Annotated in this window: 21 protein-coding genes and 1 pseudogene; 14 read left to right on the top strand and 8 right to left on the bottom strand. The window is 71.4% G+C overall.

The features are described 5' to 3' along the window. From DLJ58_RS14940 to DLJ58_RS14930, 3 genes are all read left to right on the top strand, one after another. Nucleotides 1-468, top strand: a 468-nt coding sequence (locus DLJ58_RS14940) for a hypothetical protein (RefSeq protein WP_425271313.1), incomplete at its 5' end; no start/stop codon positions are given. Between the two features lie 87 nt (nucleotides 469-555). Further along, nucleotides 556-2652 (top strand): APC family permease, encoded by a 2097-nt coding sequence (locus DLJ58_RS14935; RefSeq protein WP_124856828.1) that lies wholly within the window; start codon nucleotides 556-558, stop codon nucleotides 2650-2652. A 174-nt stretch (nucleotides 2653-2826) separates the two neighbouring features. Next, nucleotides 2827-4320 (top strand): right-handed parallel beta-helix repeat-containing protein, encoded by a 1494-nt coding sequence (locus tag DLJ58_RS14930; RefSeq protein ID WP_124856825.1) that lies wholly within the window; start codon nucleotides 2827-2829, stop codon nucleotides 4318-4320. A 131-nt stretch (nucleotides 4321-4451) separates the two neighbouring features. Here the strand turns inward: DLJ58_RS14930 and DLJ58_RS14925 are convergent, their stop codons facing one another. The 3 genes and pseudogenes from DLJ58_RS14925 to DLJ58_RS14915 all read right to left on the bottom strand — a co-directional run bounded on the left by DLJ58_RS14925 (nucleotide 4452) and on the right by DLJ58_RS14915 (nucleotide 6275). Next, a complete protein-coding gene (locus tag DLJ58_RS14925) occupies nucleotides 4452-5411 on the bottom strand; it encodes a TIGR03557 family F420-dependent LLM class oxidoreductase (RefSeq protein WP_124856822.1) in 960 nt (319 codons plus the stop codon). Nucleotides 5412-5572: 161 nt separating this feature from the next. Beyond that, nucleotides 5573-5904 (bottom strand): annotated as a pseudogene (locus DLJ58_RS35040) (imine reductase family protein). A 164-nt stretch (nucleotides 5905-6068) separates the two neighbouring features. Beyond that, nucleotides 6069-6275 carry a hypothetical protein gene (locus DLJ58_RS14915; protein ID WP_007460667.1) on the bottom strand — a complete coding sequence of 69 codons (207 nt, stop codon included), beginning with the start codon at nucleotides 6273-6275 and terminating at the stop codon, nucleotides 6069-6071. A 253-nt stretch (nucleotides 6276-6528) separates the two neighbouring features. On the opposite strand from DLJ58_RS14915, the gene DLJ58_RS14910 reads away from it, so the two are divergent. Together DLJ58_RS14910 and DLJ58_RS14905 are read left to right on the top strand one after the other, a co-directional pair. After that, nucleotides 6529-7356, top strand: coding sequence for a hypothetical protein (locus DLJ58_RS14910; RefSeq protein ID WP_124856814.1), 828 nt, complete (start codon nucleotides 6529-6531; stop codon nucleotides 7354-7356). After that, nucleotides 7353-8141 carry a maleate cis-trans isomerase family protein gene (locus DLJ58_RS14905; RefSeq protein ID WP_124856810.1) on the top strand — a complete coding sequence of 263 codons (789 nt, stop codon included), beginning with the start codon at nucleotides 7353-7355 and terminating at the stop codon, nucleotides 8139-8141. Before DLJ58_RS14910 ends, DLJ58_RS14905 begins: the two co-directional genes overlap by 4 nt. Here the strand turns inward: DLJ58_RS14905 and DLJ58_RS14900 are convergent. The 3 genes from DLJ58_RS14900 to DLJ58_RS14890 all read right to left on the bottom strand — a co-directional run bounded on the left by DLJ58_RS14900 (nucleotide 8127) and on the right by DLJ58_RS14890 (nucleotide 10704). Further along, nucleotides 8127-9383 (bottom strand): low temperature requirement protein A, encoded by a 1257-nt coding sequence (locus tag DLJ58_RS14900; protein ID WP_244218943.1) that lies wholly within the window; start codon nucleotides 9381-9383, stop codon nucleotides 8127-8129. The genes DLJ58_RS14905 and DLJ58_RS14900 overlap by 15 nt on opposite strands. 78 nt (nucleotides 9384-9461) lie before the next feature. Next, on the bottom strand, nucleotides 9462-10418 hold the full coding sequence (locus DLJ58_RS14895) for a 5'-3' exonuclease (protein ID WP_124856808.1): 957 nt from the start codon (nucleotides 10416-10418) through the stop codon (nucleotides 9462-9464). 58 nt (nucleotides 10419-10476) lie between these two features. After that, nucleotides 10477-10704 (bottom strand): hypothetical protein, encoded by a 228-nt coding sequence (locus DLJ58_RS14890; RefSeq protein ID WP_124856806.1) that lies wholly within the window; start codon nucleotides 10702-10704, stop codon nucleotides 10477-10479. Nucleotides 10705-10825: 121 nt separating this feature from the next. Here DLJ58_RS14890 and DLJ58_RS14885 point away from each other — a divergent pair, with 121 nt between their 5' ends. Both DLJ58_RS14885 and DLJ58_RS14880 read left to right on the top strand, forming a co-directional pair. Further along, nucleotides 10826-11893, top strand: a complete 1068-nt coding sequence (locus tag DLJ58_RS14885) for a DUF4037 domain-containing protein (protein WP_124856804.1) — start codon at nucleotides 10826-10828, stop codon at nucleotides 11891-11893. Nucleotides 11894-12013: 120 nt separating this feature from the next. Next, complete coding sequence (locus DLJ58_RS14880; RefSeq protein ID WP_124856802.1) at nucleotides 12014-12901, top strand: winged helix-turn-helix transcriptional regulator; 888 nt, start codon at nucleotides 12014-12016, stop codon at nucleotides 12899-12901. A gap of 37 nt (nucleotides 12902-12938) precedes the next feature. Here the strand turns inward: DLJ58_RS14880 and DLJ58_RS14875 are convergent, their stop codons facing one another. After that, on the bottom strand, nucleotides 12939-14306 hold the full coding sequence (locus DLJ58_RS14875; RefSeq protein WP_124856800.1) for a glycosyl hydrolase family 18 protein: 1368 nt from the start codon (nucleotides 14304-14306) through the stop codon (nucleotides 12939-12941). 201 nt (nucleotides 14307-14507) lie between these two features. Here DLJ58_RS14875 and DLJ58_RS14870 point away from each other — a divergent pair, with 201 nt between their 5' ends. The 3 genes from DLJ58_RS14870 to DLJ58_RS14860 all read left to right on the top strand — a co-directional run bounded on the left by DLJ58_RS14870 (nucleotide 14508) and on the right by DLJ58_RS14860 (nucleotide 17376). Then, complete coding sequence (locus DLJ58_RS14870; protein ID WP_124856797.1) at nucleotides 14508-15623, top strand: M24 family metallopeptidase; 1116 nt, start codon at nucleotides 14508-14510, stop codon at nucleotides 15621-15623. Beyond that, nucleotides 15620-16762: an acyl-CoA dehydrogenase family protein gene (locus tag DLJ58_RS14865; protein ID WP_124856794.1), complete on the top strand. Its 1143-nt coding sequence runs from the start codon at nucleotides 15620-15622 to the stop codon at nucleotides 16760-16762. Before DLJ58_RS14870 ends, DLJ58_RS14865 begins: the two co-directional genes overlap by 4 nt. A gap of 107 nt (nucleotides 16763-16869) precedes the next feature. Next, complete coding sequence (locus tag DLJ58_RS14860; RefSeq protein ID WP_124856791.1) at nucleotides 16870-17376, top strand: Lrp/AsnC family transcriptional regulator; 507 nt, start codon at nucleotides 16870-16872, stop codon at nucleotides 17374-17376. Here DLJ58_RS14860 and DLJ58_RS14855 read toward each other — a convergent pair. After that, nucleotides 17306-17917: a histidine phosphatase family protein gene (locus DLJ58_RS14855; protein ID WP_124856788.1), complete on the bottom strand. Its 612-nt coding sequence runs from the start codon at nucleotides 17915-17917 to the stop codon at nucleotides 17306-17308. The genes DLJ58_RS14860 and DLJ58_RS14855 overlap by 71 nt on opposite strands. 157 nt (nucleotides 17918-18074) lie before the next feature. On the opposite strand from DLJ58_RS14855, the gene DLJ58_RS14850 reads away from it, so the two are divergent. From DLJ58_RS14850 to DLJ58_RS14835, 4 genes are all read left to right on the top strand, one after another. Beyond that, the gene (locus DLJ58_RS14850) at nucleotides 18075-18269 is read left to right on the top strand and encodes a CsbD family protein (RefSeq protein WP_124856785.1); all 195 of its coding nucleotides are present in this window, start codon (nucleotides 18075-18077) and stop codon (nucleotides 18267-18269) included. Nucleotides 18270-18719: 450 nt separating this feature from the next. Then, a complete protein-coding gene (locus tag DLJ58_RS14845; RefSeq protein WP_244218942.1) occupies nucleotides 18720-19379 on the top strand; it encodes a polysaccharide deacetylase family protein in 660 nt (219 codons plus the stop codon). A gap of 267 nt (nucleotides 19380-19646) precedes the next feature. After that, nucleotides 19647-20216, top strand: coding sequence for an RNA polymerase sigma factor (locus DLJ58_RS14840; protein WP_124856782.1), 570 nt, complete (start codon nucleotides 19647-19649; stop codon nucleotides 20214-20216). Then, complete coding sequence (locus tag DLJ58_RS14835) at nucleotides 20213-21274, top strand: hypothetical protein (protein ID WP_124856778.1); 1062 nt, start codon at nucleotides 20213-20215, stop codon at nucleotides 21272-21274. Before DLJ58_RS14840 ends, DLJ58_RS14835 begins: the two co-directional genes overlap by 4 nt. The last annotated feature ends 45 nt before the right edge of the window (nucleotides 21275-21319 follow it).

Genomic DNA, 21319 nt, shown 5'->3' with positions numbered 1-21319 from the left:
CGCGCGGCCCGGCCCCCTGCGGCCGGGCGGCCCGGTGTCGCGACCCACCGCTCGGCCCGGCGCGCGATGACCGGCGTCGTGGCCCGGTTCCCGTTCCGCTTCGACCCGGTGTTCCGCCCGATGCTGGCGCTGCTGGGGGTCCGCCCGGCGACGGCCTGGGTCGCCGTCACCGATCGGGACCTGATGATCCGGTACGGGCCGTGGCGGCTGCGGACCGACCGGGACAACGTCACCGCCGTCGAGCTGAGCGGGCCGTACCGCTGGTGGCGGGCGATCGGTCCGCACCTGTCGCTGGCCGACGGCGGCGCGACCTTCGGCAGCAGCGCGGCCGGCGGGATCTGCCTGCGCTTCGGCGTACCGGTGCCGGCGCTGGTGCCCGGGGGACGGCCCCGGCATCCGGCGGCCACGGTGACGATCGCCGACCCACCCGCGCTGGCCCGGCTGCTCGCCGTCGCGGACCTGTCCTGAGCAGCCCGAACAGGTGCCCGGTTCCGCCGATCGGGCGCCGGGGCACCGCCTACCGTCAGATCAGGACCTGTGAGGGTGGGACTGACGATGGGTGACGAGAACCGCGCGAAACCACGTCGCTGGAACGGGCGCCGCCACACGCCGAGCGGGCCGGACCCGACGCTGCGGGCGGCCCGCGATCCAGCCCGCCCACACCGGGGCGGCCGGCGGGGCGTCGTGGTGCCCGAACGCGTGGCCACTCCGGCCCGCTCGGCGCCGCCGGCCAGCGCGCTGCGCCGGTGGCTCTTTCAGCACCAGGTGCAGCCACCCGGCCCCGAGGCGACCGAGGGACAGAACCGTCGGCACGCCTGGTGGCAGGTGATGTGCCTGACCGGCGTGGACTACTTCTCCACGCTGTCGTACCTTCCCGGCATCGCGGCGGTGGCGGCCGGGGCGCTCTCCCCGCTGGCGACCCTGTTGATCGTCGTGCTCACCCTGTTCGGCATGCTGCCGATGTACCGGCGGGTGGCCCACGAGAGCCCGCACGGTCAGGGTTCGGTGGCGATGTTGGAGCGGTTGTTGCCGTTCTGGCGCGGCAAGGTCTTCGTCCTCGTGCTGCTCGGCTTCGTGGCCACCTCCTGGATCATCACGATCACCCTGTCCTCGGCGGACGCCACCGTGCACCTGCTGGAGAACCCGTACCTGCCGGACGTCCTGCACGGGTCCCCGGTGCCGGTCGTGGTGACGGTGGTGCTGCTGCTCATCCTCGGCGGGGTGTTCCTGCTCGGGTTCCGCGAGGCGGTGGTGGTGGCCATCCCGCTGGTCGCGGTCTTCCTGGTGCTCAACGCCGTGATCGTCGTGGTCGCGGTGGCCCGGATCGTCGAGGACCCGGGCATCGTGTCGAACTGGACGGCCGCGGTGACCTCGACCGGTGGCGGACCGGGCCAGGTGCTGTTCACCGCCGTGTTGGCGTTCCCGCTGCTGGTACTGGGGCTGTCCGGTTTCGAGACCGGGGTCAGCATGATGCCCCTGGTGGCGGCGGACGGCCCGGACAAGCAGGCCCGGCTCGCCGCCCGGATCCGCAACACACGTCGGCTGCTCACCACCGCCGCGTTGATCATGTCCGTGTACCTGATCTCGACGACCTTCGTGACCACGGCGCTCATTCCGGCGGAGGAGTTCCGGCCGGGCGGCGGCGCGAACGGGCGGGCGCTGGCGTTCCTGGCGCACGCCTACCTTGGGGAGGTGTTCGGCAGCGTCTACGACGTGAGCAGCGTGCTCATCCTCTGGTTCGCCGGCGCCTCGGCGATGGCCGGGTTGATCAACATCGTGCCGCGCTACCTGCCGTCGTACGGCATGGCACCGGAGTGGGCGCGGGCGGTACGCCCCGTGGTGATCGTCTACACCGTCGTCAGCGTCGCCATCACGATCGCCTTCCGCGCCGACGTCAACGCCCAGGCCGGGGCGTACGCCACCGGGATCCTGGCCATGATGGTCTCCGGGGCGGTGGCGGTGACGATCTCCGCGGCCCGTCAGCACCGGCGTGGCTCCGCGATCGGCTTCACGGTGCTGACCCTGGTGCTGCTGTACGCGCTGCTGGAGAACGTCATCGAACAGCCGGACGGCATCACGATCTCCGCGCTGTTCATCCTCGGCATCATCGTGGTCTCGTTGGTCTCCCGGGTCACCCGGACCACCGAGCTGCGCGCCGAGCGGATCGAGTTCGACGAGGTGGCCCGTCGGTTCATCACCGAGTCGCTGGCGCACGACGGTCAGCTGCACCTGATCGCCAACAAGCGGCAGAAGGGGTCGGTGAAGGAGTACACGCTCAAGGAGCGGGCGCAGCGTGGGATGAATCCGGTGCCCGGGGCCGCGGACGTGCTGTTCCTGGAGATCGATGTGGTCGATCCGTCGGAGTTCAGTCAGGTGCTGCGCGTGCACGGGATCGAGGTGGGCGGCTTCCGGGTGCTGCGGGCCAACAGCCCGGCCGCGCCGAACGCGATCGCCGCGATCCTGCTGGCCCTGCGGGACGCCACCGGGGTCCGGCCGCACGCGCACTTCGAATGGTCGGAGGGTAGCCCGATCGCGCACCTGGCGCGCTACCTCATCCTGGGCCGGGGGGACACCCCGCCGGTGGTGCGGGAGATCATCCGTCGGACCGAACGGGATCCGCTACGGCGGCCCGGCATCCACGTCGGCGGGTGACATCGGTGTCGGTATGACAGCTTTGAAGATGAAAGAGGGAACTATTCACGTTCACGCCTTCCTGTCCGTATTGCGGACCTATCGTGACGTTTGGTAGCCGGCGAACACGTCGAGCCCCCCGCGCCCGAATCGGCGCGCGGTCACGTCACGTACGCAGGAAGGTAGGCACCGTTGATGTCCACGTACCGAGAGGGAGACCGCGCCGCCCGACCCAGGCGGCGGTCCCGATGGTTCTTAGCCAGCGGCCTGTTGGCGGGGAGCCTGGTCGTGGGAGCGGCCGGAGCGGCCGCAGCCGCCGACCGCGCCCTCGCCCTCCCCGGTCTGGCCCGGCTGACCCCGGCGGCCGACGACGACCGACGCGACGGCGACCGGCCGGCACCGCCGCAGGACCAGGACGGCGCCCGCCCGGCCACCCCGGGCACCGGCAAGCGGGGCGTGGTGTCGGTGCCGTGCGACGCCGCGAAGCTGGTGGCGGCGCTGGTGGCGGCCAACGCCGAGGGCGGCGGCGAACTTCGGCTCGCGCCCAAGTGCCGTTACACCCTCACCGAGGCGTTCCACGAGACCGACCAGTACGACGGCGGGATCCGTGACGCCCGGGAGGCCGCCGACGCCGCAGAGACGCCCGGGGACGCCGACGCGCCGCCGCACAACCCGGCCGACGACACCGCCGGCCTGCCGGTGATCTACCAGGCCATCACGATCGACGGCGCGGGCGCCACCATCGCCCGGGACGCCCAGGCCGCCCCGTTCCGCTTCTTCACAGTCCGCGACGGCGGGGAGTTGACCCTGCGGGACGTGGAACTGCACAACGGCCGCTCGGCCATCGAGGGTGGCAGCGTGCACGTGGTGCACGGCGCCACCGCCGTGGTGGAACGGGTCACCGTCTCGCAGAGCACGTCGCTGTCGCCCGAGGGCGGCGGTGGCGGCATCTTCAACGACGGCAACATGGTGGTCACCGACTCCACGTTCGTCGGCAACAGCGCCTCCGGCGCCGCGGGCAAGGGCGGGGGCCTGCTCAACGGCGGCGTTTTGACGCTGAAGCGTTCCGAGTTCCACCGCAACAGTGCCAACGGGTACGGCGGGGGGCTCGGCAACTACCGTGGTGCCGCCGACGTGGAGAGCGTCTCCTTCACCCAGAACAGCGCCGCCCAGGGTGGCGGGCTGGCCAGCTTCTCGGCCCGGACGAAGGTCTCCGACACCGAGTTGCTGAACAACACCGCGCAGGTCGGCGGCGGTGCCGCCAACTCCGACGCGGTGCTGGTGATGCGCACGATGACGATCCGCGGCAACACGTCCACAGTCAACGGCGGTGGCATCTCGACGGTGAAGGGCCTGACGCCGCTCGACGACAGCGTGGTCGAGGGCAACACCACCCACGGCCTCGGGGCCGGCATCTACGCCGAGAAGGCGAACCTGCTGGTCCGTGGCAGCGACGTGACCCGTAACGAGGCCGTCGGCGCCGCCTCCCAGGGCGGCGGCATCTACGCCAGCGCGGGCTCGGTGGCGATCTACACCAGCAAGGTCACCCACAACGCGTCGACGGTGAAGCCCGGCGGCATCTTCGGCATGCACGCCCAGGTCAAGATCGACGATGAGAGCGTGGTGGTCGAGAACGAGCCGACCAACTGCGAGGGCAGCCAGGTGCCGATCGCGCACTGCTTCCGCTGAGCGTCGACCCGCGCACCATCCCGAGCGCGTTCATCCCGAGTGCACCGCCCGTCCGGACGATGGTCCGGACGGGCGGTGCGCCGTCGTCACCTGACGGATGTCCCGCCGACCGTCGACCCCGTGGGCTGGCGTCAACCCATCGCGCGCAGACGGCCGGAGAGGTCGCCGGCGAAGAAGTCGAGGAAGCCGTCCGGGTCGGGGCCGGCGTTCTGCAGGACGATGTGGTCGAAGCCGGCCTCGACGTACGACCGGACCTTGGCGACGTGCGGTTCCGGGTCCGGGCCGACGGCGAAGAGTTGCCGGATGTGCTTCTCCTCGACGTGCGCGCTGGCCGCGTCGAAGTTGACCGGGTTCGGCAACTCGCTCATCACCTTCCAGCCGGTGACCATCCACCGGCTCGTCTGCAACACCGCCTGCACCGCCTGTTGCTCGTCGGTGGCCCAGGCCAGGGGCACCTCGGCGTAGCGCGGGCCCGCACCCTGGGCGCGGCGGTAGTGCTCGACGATCGACGCGTCCGGTTCGGTGGCGAACAGGCCGTCGCCCAACTCGGCCGCGAGTCGGGCCGATGCTTCACCGCTGGCCGCCACCGCGATCACGGGCAGGGTGTCCGGCAGGTCGAAGATCCGGGCGTCCTCCAGTTGCAGGTGCCGGCCCTCGTACGACTGGTAGCCGCCCTGCCAGAGCAGCCGGATGATTTCCAGCGCCTCGCGTAGTCGCTCGTGTCGCCCCCGCACGCTGGGGAAGCCCTGCCCGACCACGTGCTCGTTGAGCCGCTCTCCGGCGCCCACCCCGAGAGTGAACCGGCCGTCGGAGATCAGCGCCATGGTCGCCGCGGCCTGCGCGATGATCGCCGGGTGGTAGCGGACGGTCGGGCAGGTGACCCCGGTGGCCAGGCGCAGGGTGCTGGTCTTGGCGGCGATGGCGCCGAGCACGCTCCAGGTGAAGGACGAGTGCCCCTGAGCGTCCAGCCACGGGTGGAAGTGGTCGCTCATCTCGACGAAGTCGAAGCCGACCCGCTCGGCCAGTACCGCCTGCCGGATGATCTCCTGCGGGCCGTACCCCTCCGAGGCCAGCTTGTAGCCGATCTGCATGCCCGCACTCCCGATCCCGTTCGCTGACTGAGGCATCGGCGGTTCCCGGCACCGGCACGGACAAACGCCGTCGAGCCGCAAACCAGCCTCCTAGGATGCCTTAGGCGATGTGCGGTGGACGACGGCAGGCGCGAAGGACCGCCTTCAGCCACCGGACACCGTCACCGCACCAGCAGATCGATGACGCCCGTCAGGTCCTCCTCGCCACCGCCCTCCGCCAGGCGGCGGCGCATCAGGTCGAAGTAGGGGCGGAGCAGTTCGGGGCTGACGCCCTGCTGCTCGGCGGTGCTCAGAAAGGTCGGCGCGCCGGCCACCTGCATGGCGAGAGGGGAGGCGACTCCATTGGTGTAGTCCCCGCTGCGCAGCTGGTCGGCGGTCTGGTGAACCCCGGGACCATCGCGACGAGCCAGTCGGCGAGCAGTGCGGCGAGCGCCGACGGGTCGATGTCCTCCCGGCGGATCAGGGCGAAGGCCAGCGCGGCCCCGGCGAACATCCCGTACATGGCGCTGAGGAGAGCCACGTCGTGCAGGGCCGCGAAGCCCGCGTCCTCACCGACGTTCGGGGAGGAGGTGGGCTAGTGCTCCGGAGCGACCTCGCCGAAAACTGCACCGGCCCGCGCCCCCACTGCGAGGGCACGGGCCGGTCTACGTCTGTTGCCTACTTGGAAGGCTCGGGCAGCTTGCAGTCGACCTTCGGGTTGGCGCCGATGTAGTTCAACGGCCCGGCCACGATGGTGACCAGGATGGTGCCGGCCTCGGCGCAGTTGGTGTCGTCGCCGCTGTAGTAACCGCGCTGGCCACCGGCGATGGCGCCGATCACCAACCAGATCACGACGATGACTCCGAGAATCGAGGTGCCGCGCATCGCTGCCTCCTGAGGTATGTGGTGGATCTGAGGTGCAGCCGTTGTACCCAATCGGGTCGCGCGGCTAACGGTTGCGTGCTACGACCCCCCGCCGGATCCCCCATCCGGCCGATGCCGTCCGCCGTTGCGTACCGCCCGGGCATCCGCCGCCCGCACCGGGTAGCGCCTGTCGGCTATCGGATCGGCGACCGACCTCGCCGTCATCCGGGTGAGTGGACGTAGAACTGCCTCACGGCCCCGCCGAGGAGGACTCATGGACGCCCCGACACCGCCCCTCTATATCGACCGCCCCGAGGACGTCGCGGTCGCGGCCCGCGCGCTTGCTGGCGGCGCGATCGTCGCGGCGGCGTTCGCCAACTTCTACGTCATCGTGACGCGGCCCGACGCGGCCACCGTACGTCGGGTCAACCTGGCCAAGGGCCGACCGGCACACCAGGTCGGCAGCATCACCACAGCGATCGGCCGGATTCCCGGCATGTTCGACTGGACGCGGATCTCGCCGCGGTTGCCGGTCGGTCGGGTGCGGGCGCTGATGGACGCCCTCTACGGGGCCGGTCCGTTCGGCTTCCGCGGGCCCGCGGCGGATCGGCTCCCCGAGCACCTCACCCAGATCGACCAGGGGATGCGGACCACCCAGGTGATCGCACCAGGGCTGACCTGCCCGTCCAACGCCTTCTTCGAGCGGGCGCTCGCCGAGACCGGAACGGATCACCTCTACATCACCTCGGCGAACCGCTCCCGGCATCTCACCGGTGCGACGGAGGAACCGGCGCACTGGAAGGCGGGTGCCCTCGCCGCCGACTTCGCCCACCTCGACGATCTGGTGGTGCTGGTCCACCGGGACGAGGCCGCGGCCCGCGCCGCGTACCCGGGCTACCTCACCACCTCGGTCACCCTGCTCTCGTTCCACGCGCCGGAGGGTGACCTCGAAGAACCGCCGGTGCTCACCGTGGGCCGGCACGGATCGCTGCACCTGGACGACGTCCGCCGCGCCGCCGCGCCGCTCGGCCTACAGGTGCGCCTGGCCGGAGGTGCCCGGCAACGATTGCAGGTCCGGGGGTACGCCGGGGCACTGGTGTGAGCGGCTACCGCATCGGCCTGGTGGTGCCCAGTTCCAACACCACAATGGAAACCGAGATCCCGGCGATGCTGCGCCGACGCGAGGTCGTCGATCCGACGGTCCGCTTCACCACCCATTCCAGTCGGGTCCGGCTGCGTCAGGTGACCACCGACGAGTTGGCCCGGATGAACCGCTCCGCCCTGCGGTGTGCCGCCGAGCTGGCCGACGCCCGCTGCGACGTGCTCGCGTACGCCTGTCTGGTGGCGGTGATGTGCGAGGGCGCCGGCGCGCACGAGCGGGCCGAGCGGCGGTTGGGCCGCGCGGCCGGTCGCGCCGGGCACGACATGCCGGTGGTGACCAGTGCCGGCGCGTTGGTCGGCGGGCTGCGGGCGCTGGGTGCCCGCCGGGTGGCGCTGATCGCGCCGTACCTGCCGCCGTTGACCGCGACCGTCGCCGCCTACCTCGCCGCGTACGGCGTGGAGGTGACCGACGCGGTGAGCCTCTGCGAGCCGGACAACGTGGCGGTCGGGCGCATCCCCGCGGCGCGTCTGGTCGAGCTGGCCGATCGGCTGGACGTGACCGGCGTGGACGCGGTGGTCCTCTCCGCCTGCGTGCAGCTGCCGTCGTTGGCGGCCGTGCCGCAGGTGGAGGCCCGTTTCGGGCGCCCGGTGCTCACCGCGGCGACGGCGACCGTGCATCAACTGCTCACCGGTCTGGGTGTCGAGCCGTACGTGCCCGACGCCGGCCGGCTGCTGGCCGGCGGTGATTCCGCGGTGATTGGCGGGTGTGGTTCAGTGCGGCGGTGACGGGGCCTCCGGCGGCTTGCCGCGGCTACGCCGGAAGTCCGCGTAGGCAACGCCGACCAGGACCAGCAGCCCACCGAGGGAGGCGAACACCGGCGGCAGGTACAGCAGGCCGGGGGCGATGGTCAGCAGCGCCAGCACCCCGCCGGGTCGGGACCACGACACCCGGCTGAACACCTCGTACTCGAACGAGGCCCGGCCGGCCAGGAACAGCGCCGGGCCGCCGAGGATCACCGCCAGCCAGGCCGGCGGTGTCCGTCCGGTCGGCTCGTGCAGCACCAGGTGGAAGCCGGCCGCCGTGGTGACCACGCCGGAAATCATCAACAGATGGGTGTACGGCGCGCTGAACAGGAACTTGCTGGGCGACTCGGCCGCCTTGATGGCGGTCGGCAGCAGCTCGCCGGACTTGTGCACGTAGATCCGCCAGAGCAGCAGCGTGGTCAGGAACGCCACAGCGAAGGCCCCGATGTTCTCGGCCTCGGTGTGCTCCATGCTGAACATGGTGCCGATAGTCAGGATCGCGTCGCCGAGCGCGATGATGAAGAACTGCTGGTAGCGCTCGGAGAGATGCTCCGCGGTGACGTTGCGCTGCTTCTCGGGCACCACGCCGAGCCCCGGCACCGGGTACGCGAGTCGGAAGCCGAGATAGTCGATGGCGAGCGCGATGGCCCAGCACACGATCCGGGCGTCTCCGCTGACGAATGCGCCGATGAGCCACGGGATCGCCGACACCGCGAACCAGACGAAGATGCGGGCGGCCCGACGCTGGGTCTGCGGTTCGCGGCGTACCGCCGGCATCAGGAACAGTCCACGCCCCAGGTGGATCGCCACGTAGGTGCCGGCGAAGACGAGCCCCCGGTTGTTGAACGCCTCCGGAATCGCCGTGGTCATCAGCAGCGCGCCGAACATCACGGCACTGATCAGCAGCTTGATCTCGGTGCGTTCCGGGTCGTACAGGTCGGTGACCAGCGTGGTGATCGCCCAGGTCCACCAGACGGCGGCCAGCATGATCAGTGCCTCGGCGGCCCGGTGCCAGTCGAGTTGGTCGACCATTCCCAGTGAGATGAGGGCCAGTGCGACCACGTAGACCAGGTCGAAGAAGAGTTCGAGGAGGGTGACCCGGCGCGGGCCCTCCGGGTCGCGCACCGGGGGACCGCTGGCCCGTGGTGATCCGGGCTCCGGCGCGGCGAGGTGCACGGGAAACTCCTGCGGAACCGCTCGACTCGACGGACCTGTCCGGTCCACCTCTACGGACGGTAACGAGCGGGGAGCGCGGGATCCCGCGTTCGCCCGCTCGTCCCTCAACCGGGTTGTGTCGGGCGGTTACCCCGCTTGCGGGGATGTCGACGGCTTCTCGCCGCCACGGGGGGCGGCGAGGGCGTCGACCAGGCGGCGGGCCGAGCCGGCCAGGTTCCATCGTTGGGCGAGCTCGAGCAGCCGGTCCGGGTCGGCCGGCGCGCTCGGCAGCGCGGTGGGCAGCTCCGGCAGGGGCACGTCCAGGGCGACCCGGACCACCGTCGGCGCGACGCCCAGGTAGTCGCGCGCCGCGACCAGCTTGGCGCGCAGACCCGGTGCGAAGGACGAGTCGGAGTCGTCGAGCGCGGCCAGGATGCCGGCGATGCTGCCGTACCGCTCGATGAGCCGGGCGGCGGTCTTGTCGCCGACGCCGGCCACCCCGGGCAACCCGTCACTCGGGTCGCCGCGCAGTGCGGCGAAGTCGGCGTACCGGTCGGCGGGCACGCCGTAGCGGGCCCGTACGGCGGCGTCGTCGCAGTCGTCGAGCTTGGCGACGCCGCGCCCCACGTAGAGCAGTCGGACCGGTCGGGCGTCGTCGACGAGCTGGAACAGGTCCCGGTCACCGGAGACCACCTCGACCGGGCCGGGCTGGGTCACCGAGAGCGTGCCGAGCACGTCGTCGGCCTCGTAGCCGGTCGCGCCGACCGCGGTGATGCCCACGGCGGTGAGCACCTCCAGGATCATCGGCACCTGCGGGGAGAGGGTGTCCGGAACGATCTCGCCGCCCTGCGGGGCGACCCGGTGCGCCTTGTACGACGGCAGCAGGTCGACCCGCCACGCCGGGCGCCAGTCGTAGTCCAAGGCGCAGATCATCCGGTCGGCGCCCCGCACCCGGATCAGGGTGGCGAGCATGTCGAGGAAGCCGCGCACCGCGTTGACCGGGGTGCCGTCCTCGGCCCTGGCGGCGGACTCCGGAATGCCGAAGTAGGCCCGGAAGTAGAGGCTGGCTGAGTCGATCAGCAGGATCGGGGGTCGGTGTGCCACGCCGGACAGCCTGGCACAACCGTCCGACGATCCGGGGTACGCCCGGCCGCTGGTGGTGTCAGCGTCGCTCGTCGGGCCGATAGACGGTCTCCCGTCGGGCCAGGTGTTGCACGACGTAGCTGGTCACCAGCAGCAGGACCGCGACCACCACCTCGACCCAGGCCGCGACGCCGTCGGCGACGGTGACGCCGATGACCAGCAGGACGAGGCCGACGAGTGCGAGGACCCCGGCCCACAGTTGACGGCGACGGCGGGTCGCCGCCCTGCTCGCCTGGTTCGCTGCCACCTCGGTCCTCCCGGTCGGGGTCGCCCGCGCGGGACCCCGACCCCAGGCTAGGGCCGCGGAGGACGCGCCGGGCCGGAAAACGACGGTGCGGGCTGGTCGCCGCGCGGCGCAGACTGCGGGTATGGCGTTCCTTCCCGGCCTGACGTTGGCCCGTCGCTACCACGACGAGGTGGTCGCGCCGATCCTGCGCCGCCGGTGTCCCGCTCTGCCGTACGCGGCCGGACTGCTCGACGGCGGCTCGGAGGTGCTCGGCCTGGACACCGTGCGGTCCACCGACCACGACTGGGGGCCACGCGTGCATCTGTTCGTCCCGGCAGCCGAGGTGGCCCGCGTCCCCGTGCTGCGCGCCGCGCTCGACGCCGACCTGCCGGTGGAGTTCCTCGGCTGGCCGACCCGCTTCGTCGGCGAGGACGGGCGGCTGGGCGTTTCCGACCCGGCGGGCAGCCGGCACGGGGTCGACGTCGCCGAACTGGGCGGCTGGTGGCGCGACCGGCTCGGCTTCGACCCGGCCGCAGGGGTCACCACGGCGGACTGGCTGGCCACCCCGACCCAGCGGCTGGCGGAGGTGACCGGCGGCGCGGTCTTCCACGACGGTCTCGGTGGAGCGCTGACGGCCCGGCGTACGGCGGTCAGCTGGTATCCGACGGACGTGTGGCGCCACGTACTCGCCTCCGCCTGGACCCGGATCGCCCAGGCGGAGCACCTGCCCGGCCGGTGTGCCGAGGTCGGTGACGAGCTGGGCAGTCGGGTGGTGACCGCCGGGCTGGCCCGGGATCTCATGCGGCTCGGTCTGCTGCTGCACCGGCGTTGGCCGCCGTACGACAAGTGGCTCGGCACTGTCTTCGGCCGGCTTGACGGCGCCGAGCCGGTGGTCGTGGCGCTGGCCGACGCGCTCGGCCCGGGCGACTGGGCGCGGCGTCAGACGGGGCTGGTCAAGGCCCTGGAGACGGTGGCCCGATGGACCGACGACACCCGTCTCGCGGTGCCGGTGCGCGCCCGGGCGCAGCCGTTCCACAGCCGCCCCTTCCTGGTGCTGCGCGCCGAGCGGATCGCCGCCGCGCTGAGTGCCGCAGTGACCGACCCGGCGCTGCGTGCCCGGCCGCTGGTGGGTGCGGTCGACCAGTACGTGCACAGCGTCGATGTCCTCACCGAGGCGGCCCGGGTACGCCGGATCGCCGGCAACGTCTGATCAGCCACCCGACCCCCGACACCGACCGTCGACGTGCATGTCGCCGACCCCCGTTCGCCAACCCAGTGAATTTCAAATTGGAACGTACTATAGTCGGAGTGGGAGCGACGGAGGTAGCGGGTGCGGCGAGAGGATCTTGCCGATGCGGACTGCGGCATCGCGCAGGCGCTCGGCGTACTGGGGGACTGGTGGACGTTCCTCGTCGTGCGCGACGTCGCCGGCGGGACGACCCGCTTCGACGCGCTGCAACGTGAGCTGGGCGTCAGCCGACGGGCGCTGACCGAACGCCTCGGCGCGCTGGTCGAGCACGGCGTGTTGGAGCGCCGGCCGTACTCACGACACCCGCCGCGCTACGACTACCTGCTCACCGCGAAGGGCGAAGGGCTCCTACCGGTGCTGATCGCCCTCCAGGACTGGGGGACGAGGCATCTGATGGGTGACGGAGAGTTGACCGCGACGGCCGACGCCGGGTCTGCCGAGGCGCGCCGGGCACGCGACCTGATCGGGCGGCGGTTGCCCGAGGCCGTGCTGCCGGGTGTCGACGGTCAGCCTGTGTCGGTGGCGGCGTTGGACGCGTGGAGCGTCCTCTACCTCTTCCCCGGGGCGTACGCGCCGGGGACGCAGGGCTATCCGCCGGCCTGGTCGGAGATCCCCGGTGCCCGGGGCTGCACCCTCGAATCGACCACCTACGCGAAGCGGCACCCGGACTTCCAGGCCGCCGGGGTACGGGTGTACGGGATCAGCACGCAGCGGCCGGACCAGCTCGCCGACTTCTCCGCGTACGCCGGGCTGCCGTTTCCGCTGCTGTCCGACCAGGACGGCCGACTGGCCGCCGGGCTGTTGCTGCCGGTCTTCCGCGCCGGTGGGATGACCCGGTTCAAGCGGCTGACGCTGCTGGTCGACCCGCAGGCGGTGGTGCGAGCCGTGCAGTTCCCGGTCACCGACCCGGCCGGCTCGGTGGAGGAGATGCTCACCCTGGTCCGCGAGCACGCAGGGATCCCCGGCTGACGCGGGGCGTCGACCGGGGATCGTTGCGACCGAACCGTCAGGCGGGGAGCGTCCAGCGCTGGTTGGCGCCGGCGAAGCAGTCCCAGATCTGCAACCGGGTGCCGTCGGCGGAGCTGTTGTCGCTCGCGTCGAGGCACTTGTTCGACTGCGGGTTGCGCAGCGTGCCGTTGGACTGCGCCTGCCAGACCTGTGCGCCGCTGCCGTTGCAGTCCCAGAGTTGGACCTTCGCGCCGTTGGCGGTGGAGCCGCTGGTGATGTCGGCGCACTTGCCGAGGGCGCGCAGCGTGCTGTCGCCGGCCACGGTCCAGGTCTGCGCGTTGGTGCCGTTGCAGCCCCAGAGCTGGACGGCGGCGCCGTTGGCGGTGCTCGCCGAGGCCACGTCGACGCACTTGCCGGCGATCCCGGTGATCTGACCGGTGCGACCGGTCGGCGGCGGGGTGGTGCCGCCCATGATGGTGTCGTACATGGCGCTGAGCAGTGAGGTCGAGCCGCTGGTGTCCTGCGACAGCTCCCAGTTCATCACGCCGCCGGCGTTGGCCAGCGCCCACTGCGTCTTGCGCTTGACGGTCGGAATGCCGTTCCAGCACTGCTGGCTGCCGCCGATGGTGGCGCAGTCCCGGTTGGCGTTCGCCGGGTCGAGTCCGACCAGGTACGAGTAGTTGTAGTAGACGGGACGGCTGTAGAACGGGATGCCGAGGACGGCCTTGCTGGCCGGCAGGCCGCGGGCCTTCCACAGGTTGATGCTGTTGATCGACCAGTCGTAGTTGGCGTGCGGGCTTCCGCCGTCGTACGCCATGATGTTGAGCCAGTCGACCTGGTTGAACACGGCCGTCTGGACGCCCTGGACGCTGCCGCCTTCGCTGACCACGGCGGCGGTGAGCAGCTTGCCGCGGCTGTGCAGGGCGCTGCTGAGTTGCGTCATGAGCGCCGTGTAGTTGTTGGCCGAGGCGCCCGGGTCGGGATACTCCCAGTCCATGTCGACGCCGTCGAGGTTGTACTGGTTGACGAAGTTGACCAGGTTGTTGACGAAGTTGGTGCGGCTGGTGGCGTTGGCGGCGAGCGTCTCGAAGGCCGAGTCGTTGCCGTCGTTCCAGCCGCCGACGGCGATGGAGACCTTGACGTTGTTGGCGTGCCCCTGCGAGACCAGCGAGGAGAGCCGGGCCCCGTCCACCCCTTGCAGGGTGCCGTTGCTGTTGGGCAGGACGAAGGCGTAGTTGATGTGGGTGAGCTTGTTGTACTGAATGGTGTTGATGTTGCCGGCCCAGGAGGGCATGTAGCCGACGCTCTTGAAGTTGTTCGGCAGCACGACGGCCTGCGCGGGGGCGCTGGTGGCGGTGAGGGTGGCGCCGGCGGTGGCCAGCGCGAGCAGGCCGGCGGCGAGGGCGCGGTGCAGTGGTGAGGACATCGGGGGCCTTCCCGTGGGCGGGGGACGACACCCGCCCGCGCAGGGTGGTCGCGGGCGGGGGTGCGGGGACACAGGGACGGGTGGGCCTCGAGGCAGCCAAATCTTAAAGAGTGTTAACTGTCCGCGTCAATCAACGTCGATGGATTTTCCGACGATCGGTGCCGATATGGGGTTTGCCCAAACGACCGTTAAGCTGACGGGGTGGGAATCGACGAGCTGTATCCACCGGACCGGTTGATCGCGGCGCAGCGCGCGACGGCCGCCGCCGGCCTGGACGCCCTGCTGCTCACACCCGGCTCCGACCTGCGGTATCTGACCGGGTACGACGCCCACGCGGGGGAGCGGCTGACCTGCCTGGTGCTGCCCGCCGAGGGTGAGCCGACCCTCGTCGTGCCCCGGCTCGAACGCCCGGCCGCCGAGGCGTCCCCCGCGCCGGCGACCGGAGTGCGCATCGTCGACCACGTCGACGGCACCGACCCGTACCCCCTGGTCGTCGCCGCCCTCGACGGCCCGGTCGCGGCGGTCGGGCTCGCCGACCGGATGTGGGCCGAGCAGGTCCTCGGCCTACGCGCGGCGCTGCCCGACGCCGCGCAACGGCTCGCCGGGGAGGTGCTGCGCGAGTTGCGGATCCGCAAGTCCCCGGCAGAGGTCGCTGCGCTCGCCGAGGCCGGCGCGGCGATCGACGAGGTGCACCTGCGGATGGGCGAGTGGCTGCGCCCCGGCCGCACCGAGGCCGAGGTCGCCACCGACATCGCCGCGGCGATCCGCGCCGTCGGGCACGTCACCGTCGACTTCGTCATCGTGGCGGCCGGGCCGAACGGGGCCAGCCCGCACCACGGCACCTCGGACCGGCCGATCGGCGTCGGCGAGCCGGTGGTGGTCGACATCGGCGGCACGATGGCGTCGGGCTACCGCTCGGACTGCACCCGCACCTATGTGGCGGGCGGGTCGGCGCCGGCCGACTTCCTGGACTACTACGCGGTACTGTGCGACGCCCAGCGCGCCGCCGTCGCGGCGGTGCGGCCCGGGATCACCGGCGCGGCGGCCGACGACGCGGCCCGGGCGCCGATCGCCGGCGCCGGCTACGGTGCCGCGTTCCTGCACCGCACCGGCCACGGCATCGGTCTGGACGGGCACGAGGAGCCGTACCTGGTGGCCGGCAACGACCGACCCCTCGAGGCCGGCATGGCGTTCTCCATCGAACCGGGCATCTACCTGGCGGGCCGGCACGGCGCCCGCATCGAGGACATCGTCGTCTGCACAACGGACGGCGTGCAACGGCTCAACACCACCCCCACGGAGCTCATCGCGCTATGACTGTCGACCGGATCCTCCCCACCGACGAGGCCCACGACCTGCTGGGTCTCGCCACCGAGCTCGCCGACGGCGAGCTCGCGCCGAAGGCCGCAGCCTTCGAGGAACGCGCCGAGTTTCCCCGGGAGGTGCTGCGCACACTGGGCCGCGCCGGCCTGCTCGGCCTGCCCTACCCCGAGGAGTACGGCGGCGCGGCGCAGCCGTACGAGGTGTACCTGCAGGTGCTGGAGGTCCTGGCCAGCCGTTGGCTCGCGGTCGCCGAGGCGGTCAGCGTGCACACCCTGTCCTGCTACCCGGTGGCGGCGTTCGGCAGCGACGAGCAGCGCAAGCTGCTGCCGGACATGCTCGGTGGCGAGTTGCTGGGCGCGTACTGCCTCTCCGAGCCTCAGGGTGGCTCGGACGCGGCGGCCCTGACCACCCGGGCGGATCGCGACGGCGACGCGTACCTGGTCTCCGGCACCAAGGCGTGGATCACCCACGCCCGCACGGCCGATTTCTACAACGTCTTCTGCCGCACCGGCGGACCCGGTCCGAAGGGGATCTCCTGCCTGCTCGCCGACGCGGGCACGGCCGGCATCACCCCGCAGGCGGCCGAGCGGACGATGGGGCTGCGCGCCTCACCGGTGGCGCAGATCGCCTTCGACGAGGCGCGGGTGCCGGCCGACCGGTTGATCGGCGGCGAGGGGATGGGCTTCACCATCGCGATGTCCGCGCTGGACTCCGGCCGGCTGGGCATCGCGGCGTGCGCGGTCGGGCTGGCCCAGGCCGCCCTGGACTACGCGGTCTCCTACGCCCGGGAGCGCCAGCAGTTCGGGCGCTCCATCATCGACTTCCAGGGGCTGGGCTTCATGCTCGCCGACGCGGCCACCCAGATCTCCGCCGCCCGCGCGCTGACCCTGGCGGCGGCCCGGCTGCGCGACGCCGGCCGCCCGTACTGGATCGAGGCGGCCAAGGCGAAGCTGTTCGCCACCGACATGGCAATGCGGGTGACCACCGACGCGGTGCAGGTGCTCGGCGGCGCGGGTTACGTGGCCGACCACCCGGTGGAGCGGTACATGCGTGAGGCGAAGGTGTTGCAGATCGTGGAGGGCACCAACCAGATCCAACGGATGGTGATCTCCCGGGCCCTCGCCAAGGGCTGACGGCGGTACGTGGTGGTGGGGCTGCGGTGGGTGCGTCACGGCCCACCGCGGTCCGCCACTCGGGTACCTCGTCGCCGTGGAACGGATTTCCCGGTAGGTTGCACGCCGTGGAGGAGATCGACCGCGCTATCGTCGCCGCGCTGACCGCCGACGGCCGTCTGTCGTACACCGACCTGGCCGAGCGGGTGGGGCTGTCGGTGTCCGCCGTGCACCAGCGGGTCCGTCGGCTGGAGCAGCGCGGGGTGATCAAGGGGTACGCCGCCCGGGTGTCGTTCGAGGCGCTGGACCTGCCGCTGACCGCTTTCGTGGCGATCCGCCCGTTCGATCCGTCGCAGCCGGACGACGCCCCGGAACGGCTGGCCCACCTGCCGGAGATCGACTCCTGCTATTCGGTGGCGGGGGAGGACTTCTACCTGCTGCTGGTGCGGGTGGCCAGCCCCGCCGACCTGGAGCGGGTGCTCCAGGAGATCCGCACCTCGGCGAACGTCACGACCCGGACGACAGTGGTGTTGTCCACGCCGTACGAGAACCGGCCGCCGAAGATCAGCTCTGCGGCACCGAGTCGGTCGCGGTCCCGGGTGCCGGAGGAGCCGGCTGGTTCCACCGCAGGATGACCTGCCGGCCGTGTTCGTGACCGAGCGCGCTGACCGTGGCGGTCTCCAGGCGTAGCCGCCCGCCGGCGGACGGGGGCAGGCCGATCCAGCGGGCACCGAGCACCCGCAGGCTGTGCGCGTGCCCGACCAGCGCGACGGTGCCTCGGTCGAGCAGCGGGGTGACGCGGGCCAGCACCCGGTCGAGCCGCTCGCCCACCTGCGCGGGGGACTCCCCGCCGGGGCAGCCGTCGGTCCAGATGTTCCAGTGCGGATCGTCGTCGTGGATGTCGACGGTGGTACGGCCCTCGTACTCGCCGTAGTTCCACTCGCTGAGGTCCTCGTCGACGGCGTCGACGGTGAGCCCGGCCAGCTGCGCGGTGCGCAGCGCCCGGGAGCGGGGACTGCTCAGCACGGTGACGAAGCGCCGGCCGGCCAGGAACGCGGCCAGGGTGCGGGCCTGTCGCTCGCCGTCGGGGGTCAGCTCCAGGTCGGTGTACGAGGTGTGCCGCAGGCTGGCGCTCCAGGTGGTCTCGCCGTGTCGGATCAGCAGGAGCTCTCCCATGCCGTCAGTTAACCATCGTGGGGCGTCACCGACAGGCGACCCTTTCACTACCTATCTTCCTAGGATGCCTTAGGGAGTGTGCTGACCGGCACCGCCGGTTTCGGCACCCGGAGACCGGGCAAGCAAGCCGGGACAACCGCCAGACCGAGGAGGCGCGATGAGCTTCACCGAGAAGGCAAAGAACAAGGTTGAGCAGATGGCCGGCGCCGCGAGGGAGCGCGTCGGCGACATGACCGACAACGAGCGGATGCGTGGCGAGGGCGCCAGCCAGGAGAGCGACGCGCGCGCCAAGCAAGCCGGTCAGAACGTCAAGGACGCTGGTCGCAACATGAAGGACTCCTTCACGAAGTGACCTGAGCAGTCCAGGGGTCCCCGGGCGCACCGTCGCCCGGGGACCCGTCGTGCTTCGTTCCCTGGTGCTGGCGGCGTTGGCCCCTTTTTCCTGCTCGGGGGCGAGGTGCGTCCGCCGGCGTTCGAGACGGTACGCGCGGGACAGTGAGGCGCTTTCGCGTCTGCGATGATCTGCGACGTGATCCGACCCCGCCTTCGCCCATTGTGGTGTGGCGTACTGGTTGCGGCCGCCGTTGTCGGCAGTGTCGCGTGCACGGCGTCCCGGGTGCCACCGCCGGAGGGTCCGGTCTTCGTCGGCTCGTCCGCCTCTGCGACCGCGCCGCCGGCCAGCGCATCGCAGGCGGTTCCGACGCCAACGGCTCCCGCCACCCCACAGAGTGTTCCGACGCCGACGGTTCCGCCTGTTCCGGCTTTCCCGGGGGCGACGCGGGTGGGGACCAGGGCGCCGGTGGTGGATCACGGGCCGCGCACCGGTGCCAGGGTCGCGCTGACCTTCGACGCGGACATGACCGACGGGATGTTGGCCAGCCTGCGGGCCGGCCGGGTGAAGTCGTACGCGAACCTGCGCATCATCGACCTGCTGGAGCGGGAGCAGGTGCCGGCGACCTTCTTCCTGACCGGCAAGTGGGTCAAGCGGTATCCGGACGTGACCCGGCGGATCGCCGGCAACCCGCGCTTCGAGTTGGCCAACCACACCTACGGGCACGCGGCGTTCACCGCCGACTGTTACGACCTGCCCCGGCTGCCGGTCAACGAGCTGGCCGGCGATGTGGCGAAGACGTTCGAGGTGATCGCGCCGTACGGGGGTCGGCAGACCCGGTACTTCCGGTTTCCCGGGTTGTGCCACGATGCGGCGGCGTTGGACGCGTTGGCACCTTTGGGTGTGACGGTGGTCGACGGGGACGTGGTCAGCGGCGATCCATTCGCGACGGCGTGGAAGCCGTTGGTACGGGCGGTGTTGGACCACGTTCGCCCCGGCTCAGTCGTGATCATGCATGTGACCGAGGCGAACGCGGCGATGACCGATGAGGCGTTGCCGCACATCCTGGCCGGGCTGCGTGAGCGGGGGCTGGTGGCGGCGCCGTTGTCCGAGGTGCTGGCCGGCGGCTGAGGCGACCGAGGCAGCCAGGGGCATCACGCTCGTTCCGCGTCGACCCGTGCACTCTCGTCGTCGCGGCGGGTGGACCGCCGGGCGTCGGTCACCAACATCAGCAGTGGTGGACGCTCGTCGGCGGTGCGTGGTGTTCCCGGGTTGAGGATTCCGCTGGGGGAGCGCCGTGGGTGGTTGTCGGCTGTGCCGGCAGCTGCTGGGGCCGAGCGTTGCGAGGTGGGTTTCGAGGGCTGTCACGGTTGGGGCCCCACCGGACATGGAGTGGATGTGAGCTCCGGCATTGAGTACTACGAGGACCGCTTCCGGCGCGTCTATCTTGAGCACTTCGAGCCGTTGTTGGCGTACGCGCTGCGGCGCGTCGCGCATCCCGAGGACGGGGCCGACGTCGTCGCGGAGACCTTCCTGGTGGCCTGGCGGCGCAGGCATGACATTCCGGCCGACGGTGAAGCTCGGCTCTGGCTGTACGGGGTGGCCCGGCGGGTGCTGGCCAATCATCACCGGGGTGGGGTTCGCCGGCAGCGGCTGGGTGAGCGATTACGTGAGCAGATCGCCGTCGTGGTGGCCGCTGATCCGGGCAGTGAGGTGCCTGAGCGGCTCGCTGTCCGGGCGGCGTTGGCGGGTCTGGGTGAGCTGGACCGCGAGGTGTTGATGCTGACCGTGTGGGAGGGCTTGCAGCCGCGCGAGGTGGCCGCGGTTCTCGGGGTCGGTCCCACCGTGGTGCGGACACGGCTCTCGCGGGCGCGGGCCAGGCTGCGCGAACTGGTCGGTGACGACCTCGGACCGCCTGGACATGTACTCGACGTGCTGACCGCAGCCACCCGGAAGGAGCAGAGATGACCGAGGAACACCTTGACCGGCTGGTTCGAGAGGCCGACCCCGCTCGGCTGGACCTCGTCGGACAGCTCGATGGGGTGAAGCAGACCCTCCTGGGGGAGATCATGGCCGAGTCGACGCTCGGTCGGTTCGTGGAATCACCCCGTCGGCAACCGAGAGCGCGTCGCTTCGCTGGTGTGGCGGTGGCGGCCGTGGTGCTCGCCAGCGTTTTGGTCGTCTCTGTTCTGCCGCGCGAGCCCGAAGAGGTCGGGGAGGTGGCTTCCGCTCCCAGCGCCGGTGCTCCGGTGGTCTACTCGCCGGTGGCGATGCGGGCCGCGGAGAAGAATCCGCGGCTGCTGATCAACCGGCCTGGCTGGAAGGCGACCAACGTGTCCGGGTTCACCCAGGAGGCGGGCACCATCATGTTCCGCAACGGTGGACGCGAGTTGGAGTTCGACTGGTATCCGGCTGACGGTTACGCCGACCGTTACGCTGACCGGCTCACCGTCAGTCGTCCGAAGGCTGTGCAGGTCGACGGCTGGCCGGGTGACCAGTTCGAGTACTCCGCCAGCGACTTCGAGGTGTTGCTCCGTCCCCGTGACGGGGTCTTCGTCGAGTTGCGTACCGGGGGTGACTGGTCCCGGAAGGACTTCGCCCGGGTCCTGGCGAACGTCGTCCGGGTGGATGCGCGTACGTGGTTGGGCGCGCTTCCGCCGGAGATCGTCACTCCCGAGCGGGCGCTGGCGCGGGCGGCCGAGGTGCTCGTGGACGTGCCGCTGCCGCCGGGCTTCGACGTCGCGGCGCTGGTTGACGTCGGCATCAACGATCGCTATCAGTTCGGCGCCGCTGTGACGTCCCGGGTGGGTTGCGGGTGGATCGCGGAGTGGCAGCGGGCGAGGGCGAGTGGGAATGAGGCTGGGGTGCGGCGGGCCGTCGAGGCGCTGCGGAGCAGCCACGGGTGGCGGGTGCTGCGGGACATGGACAAGGCTGGCGACTGGCCGGAGGTGTTCTGGGAGTACGCCGACGAGATCGCGGCCGGGAAGCTGCGGGCCGGTTATTCGCAGGGTCTGGGCTGCGCCTGACCACGGAGTGCGCGACACCCCCGGGAGCTGGGCTTCCCGGGGGTG

The sequence above is a fragment of the Micromonospora arida genome (assembly GCF_003857035.1).
Classification (GTDB): Bacteria; Actinomycetota; Actinomycetes; order Mycobacteriales; family Micromonosporaceae; genus Micromonospora; species Micromonospora arida.
The sequence above is the reverse complement of the archived record's forward strand: the minus strand, read 5'-3'. Positions and strand labels throughout refer to the sequence as shown.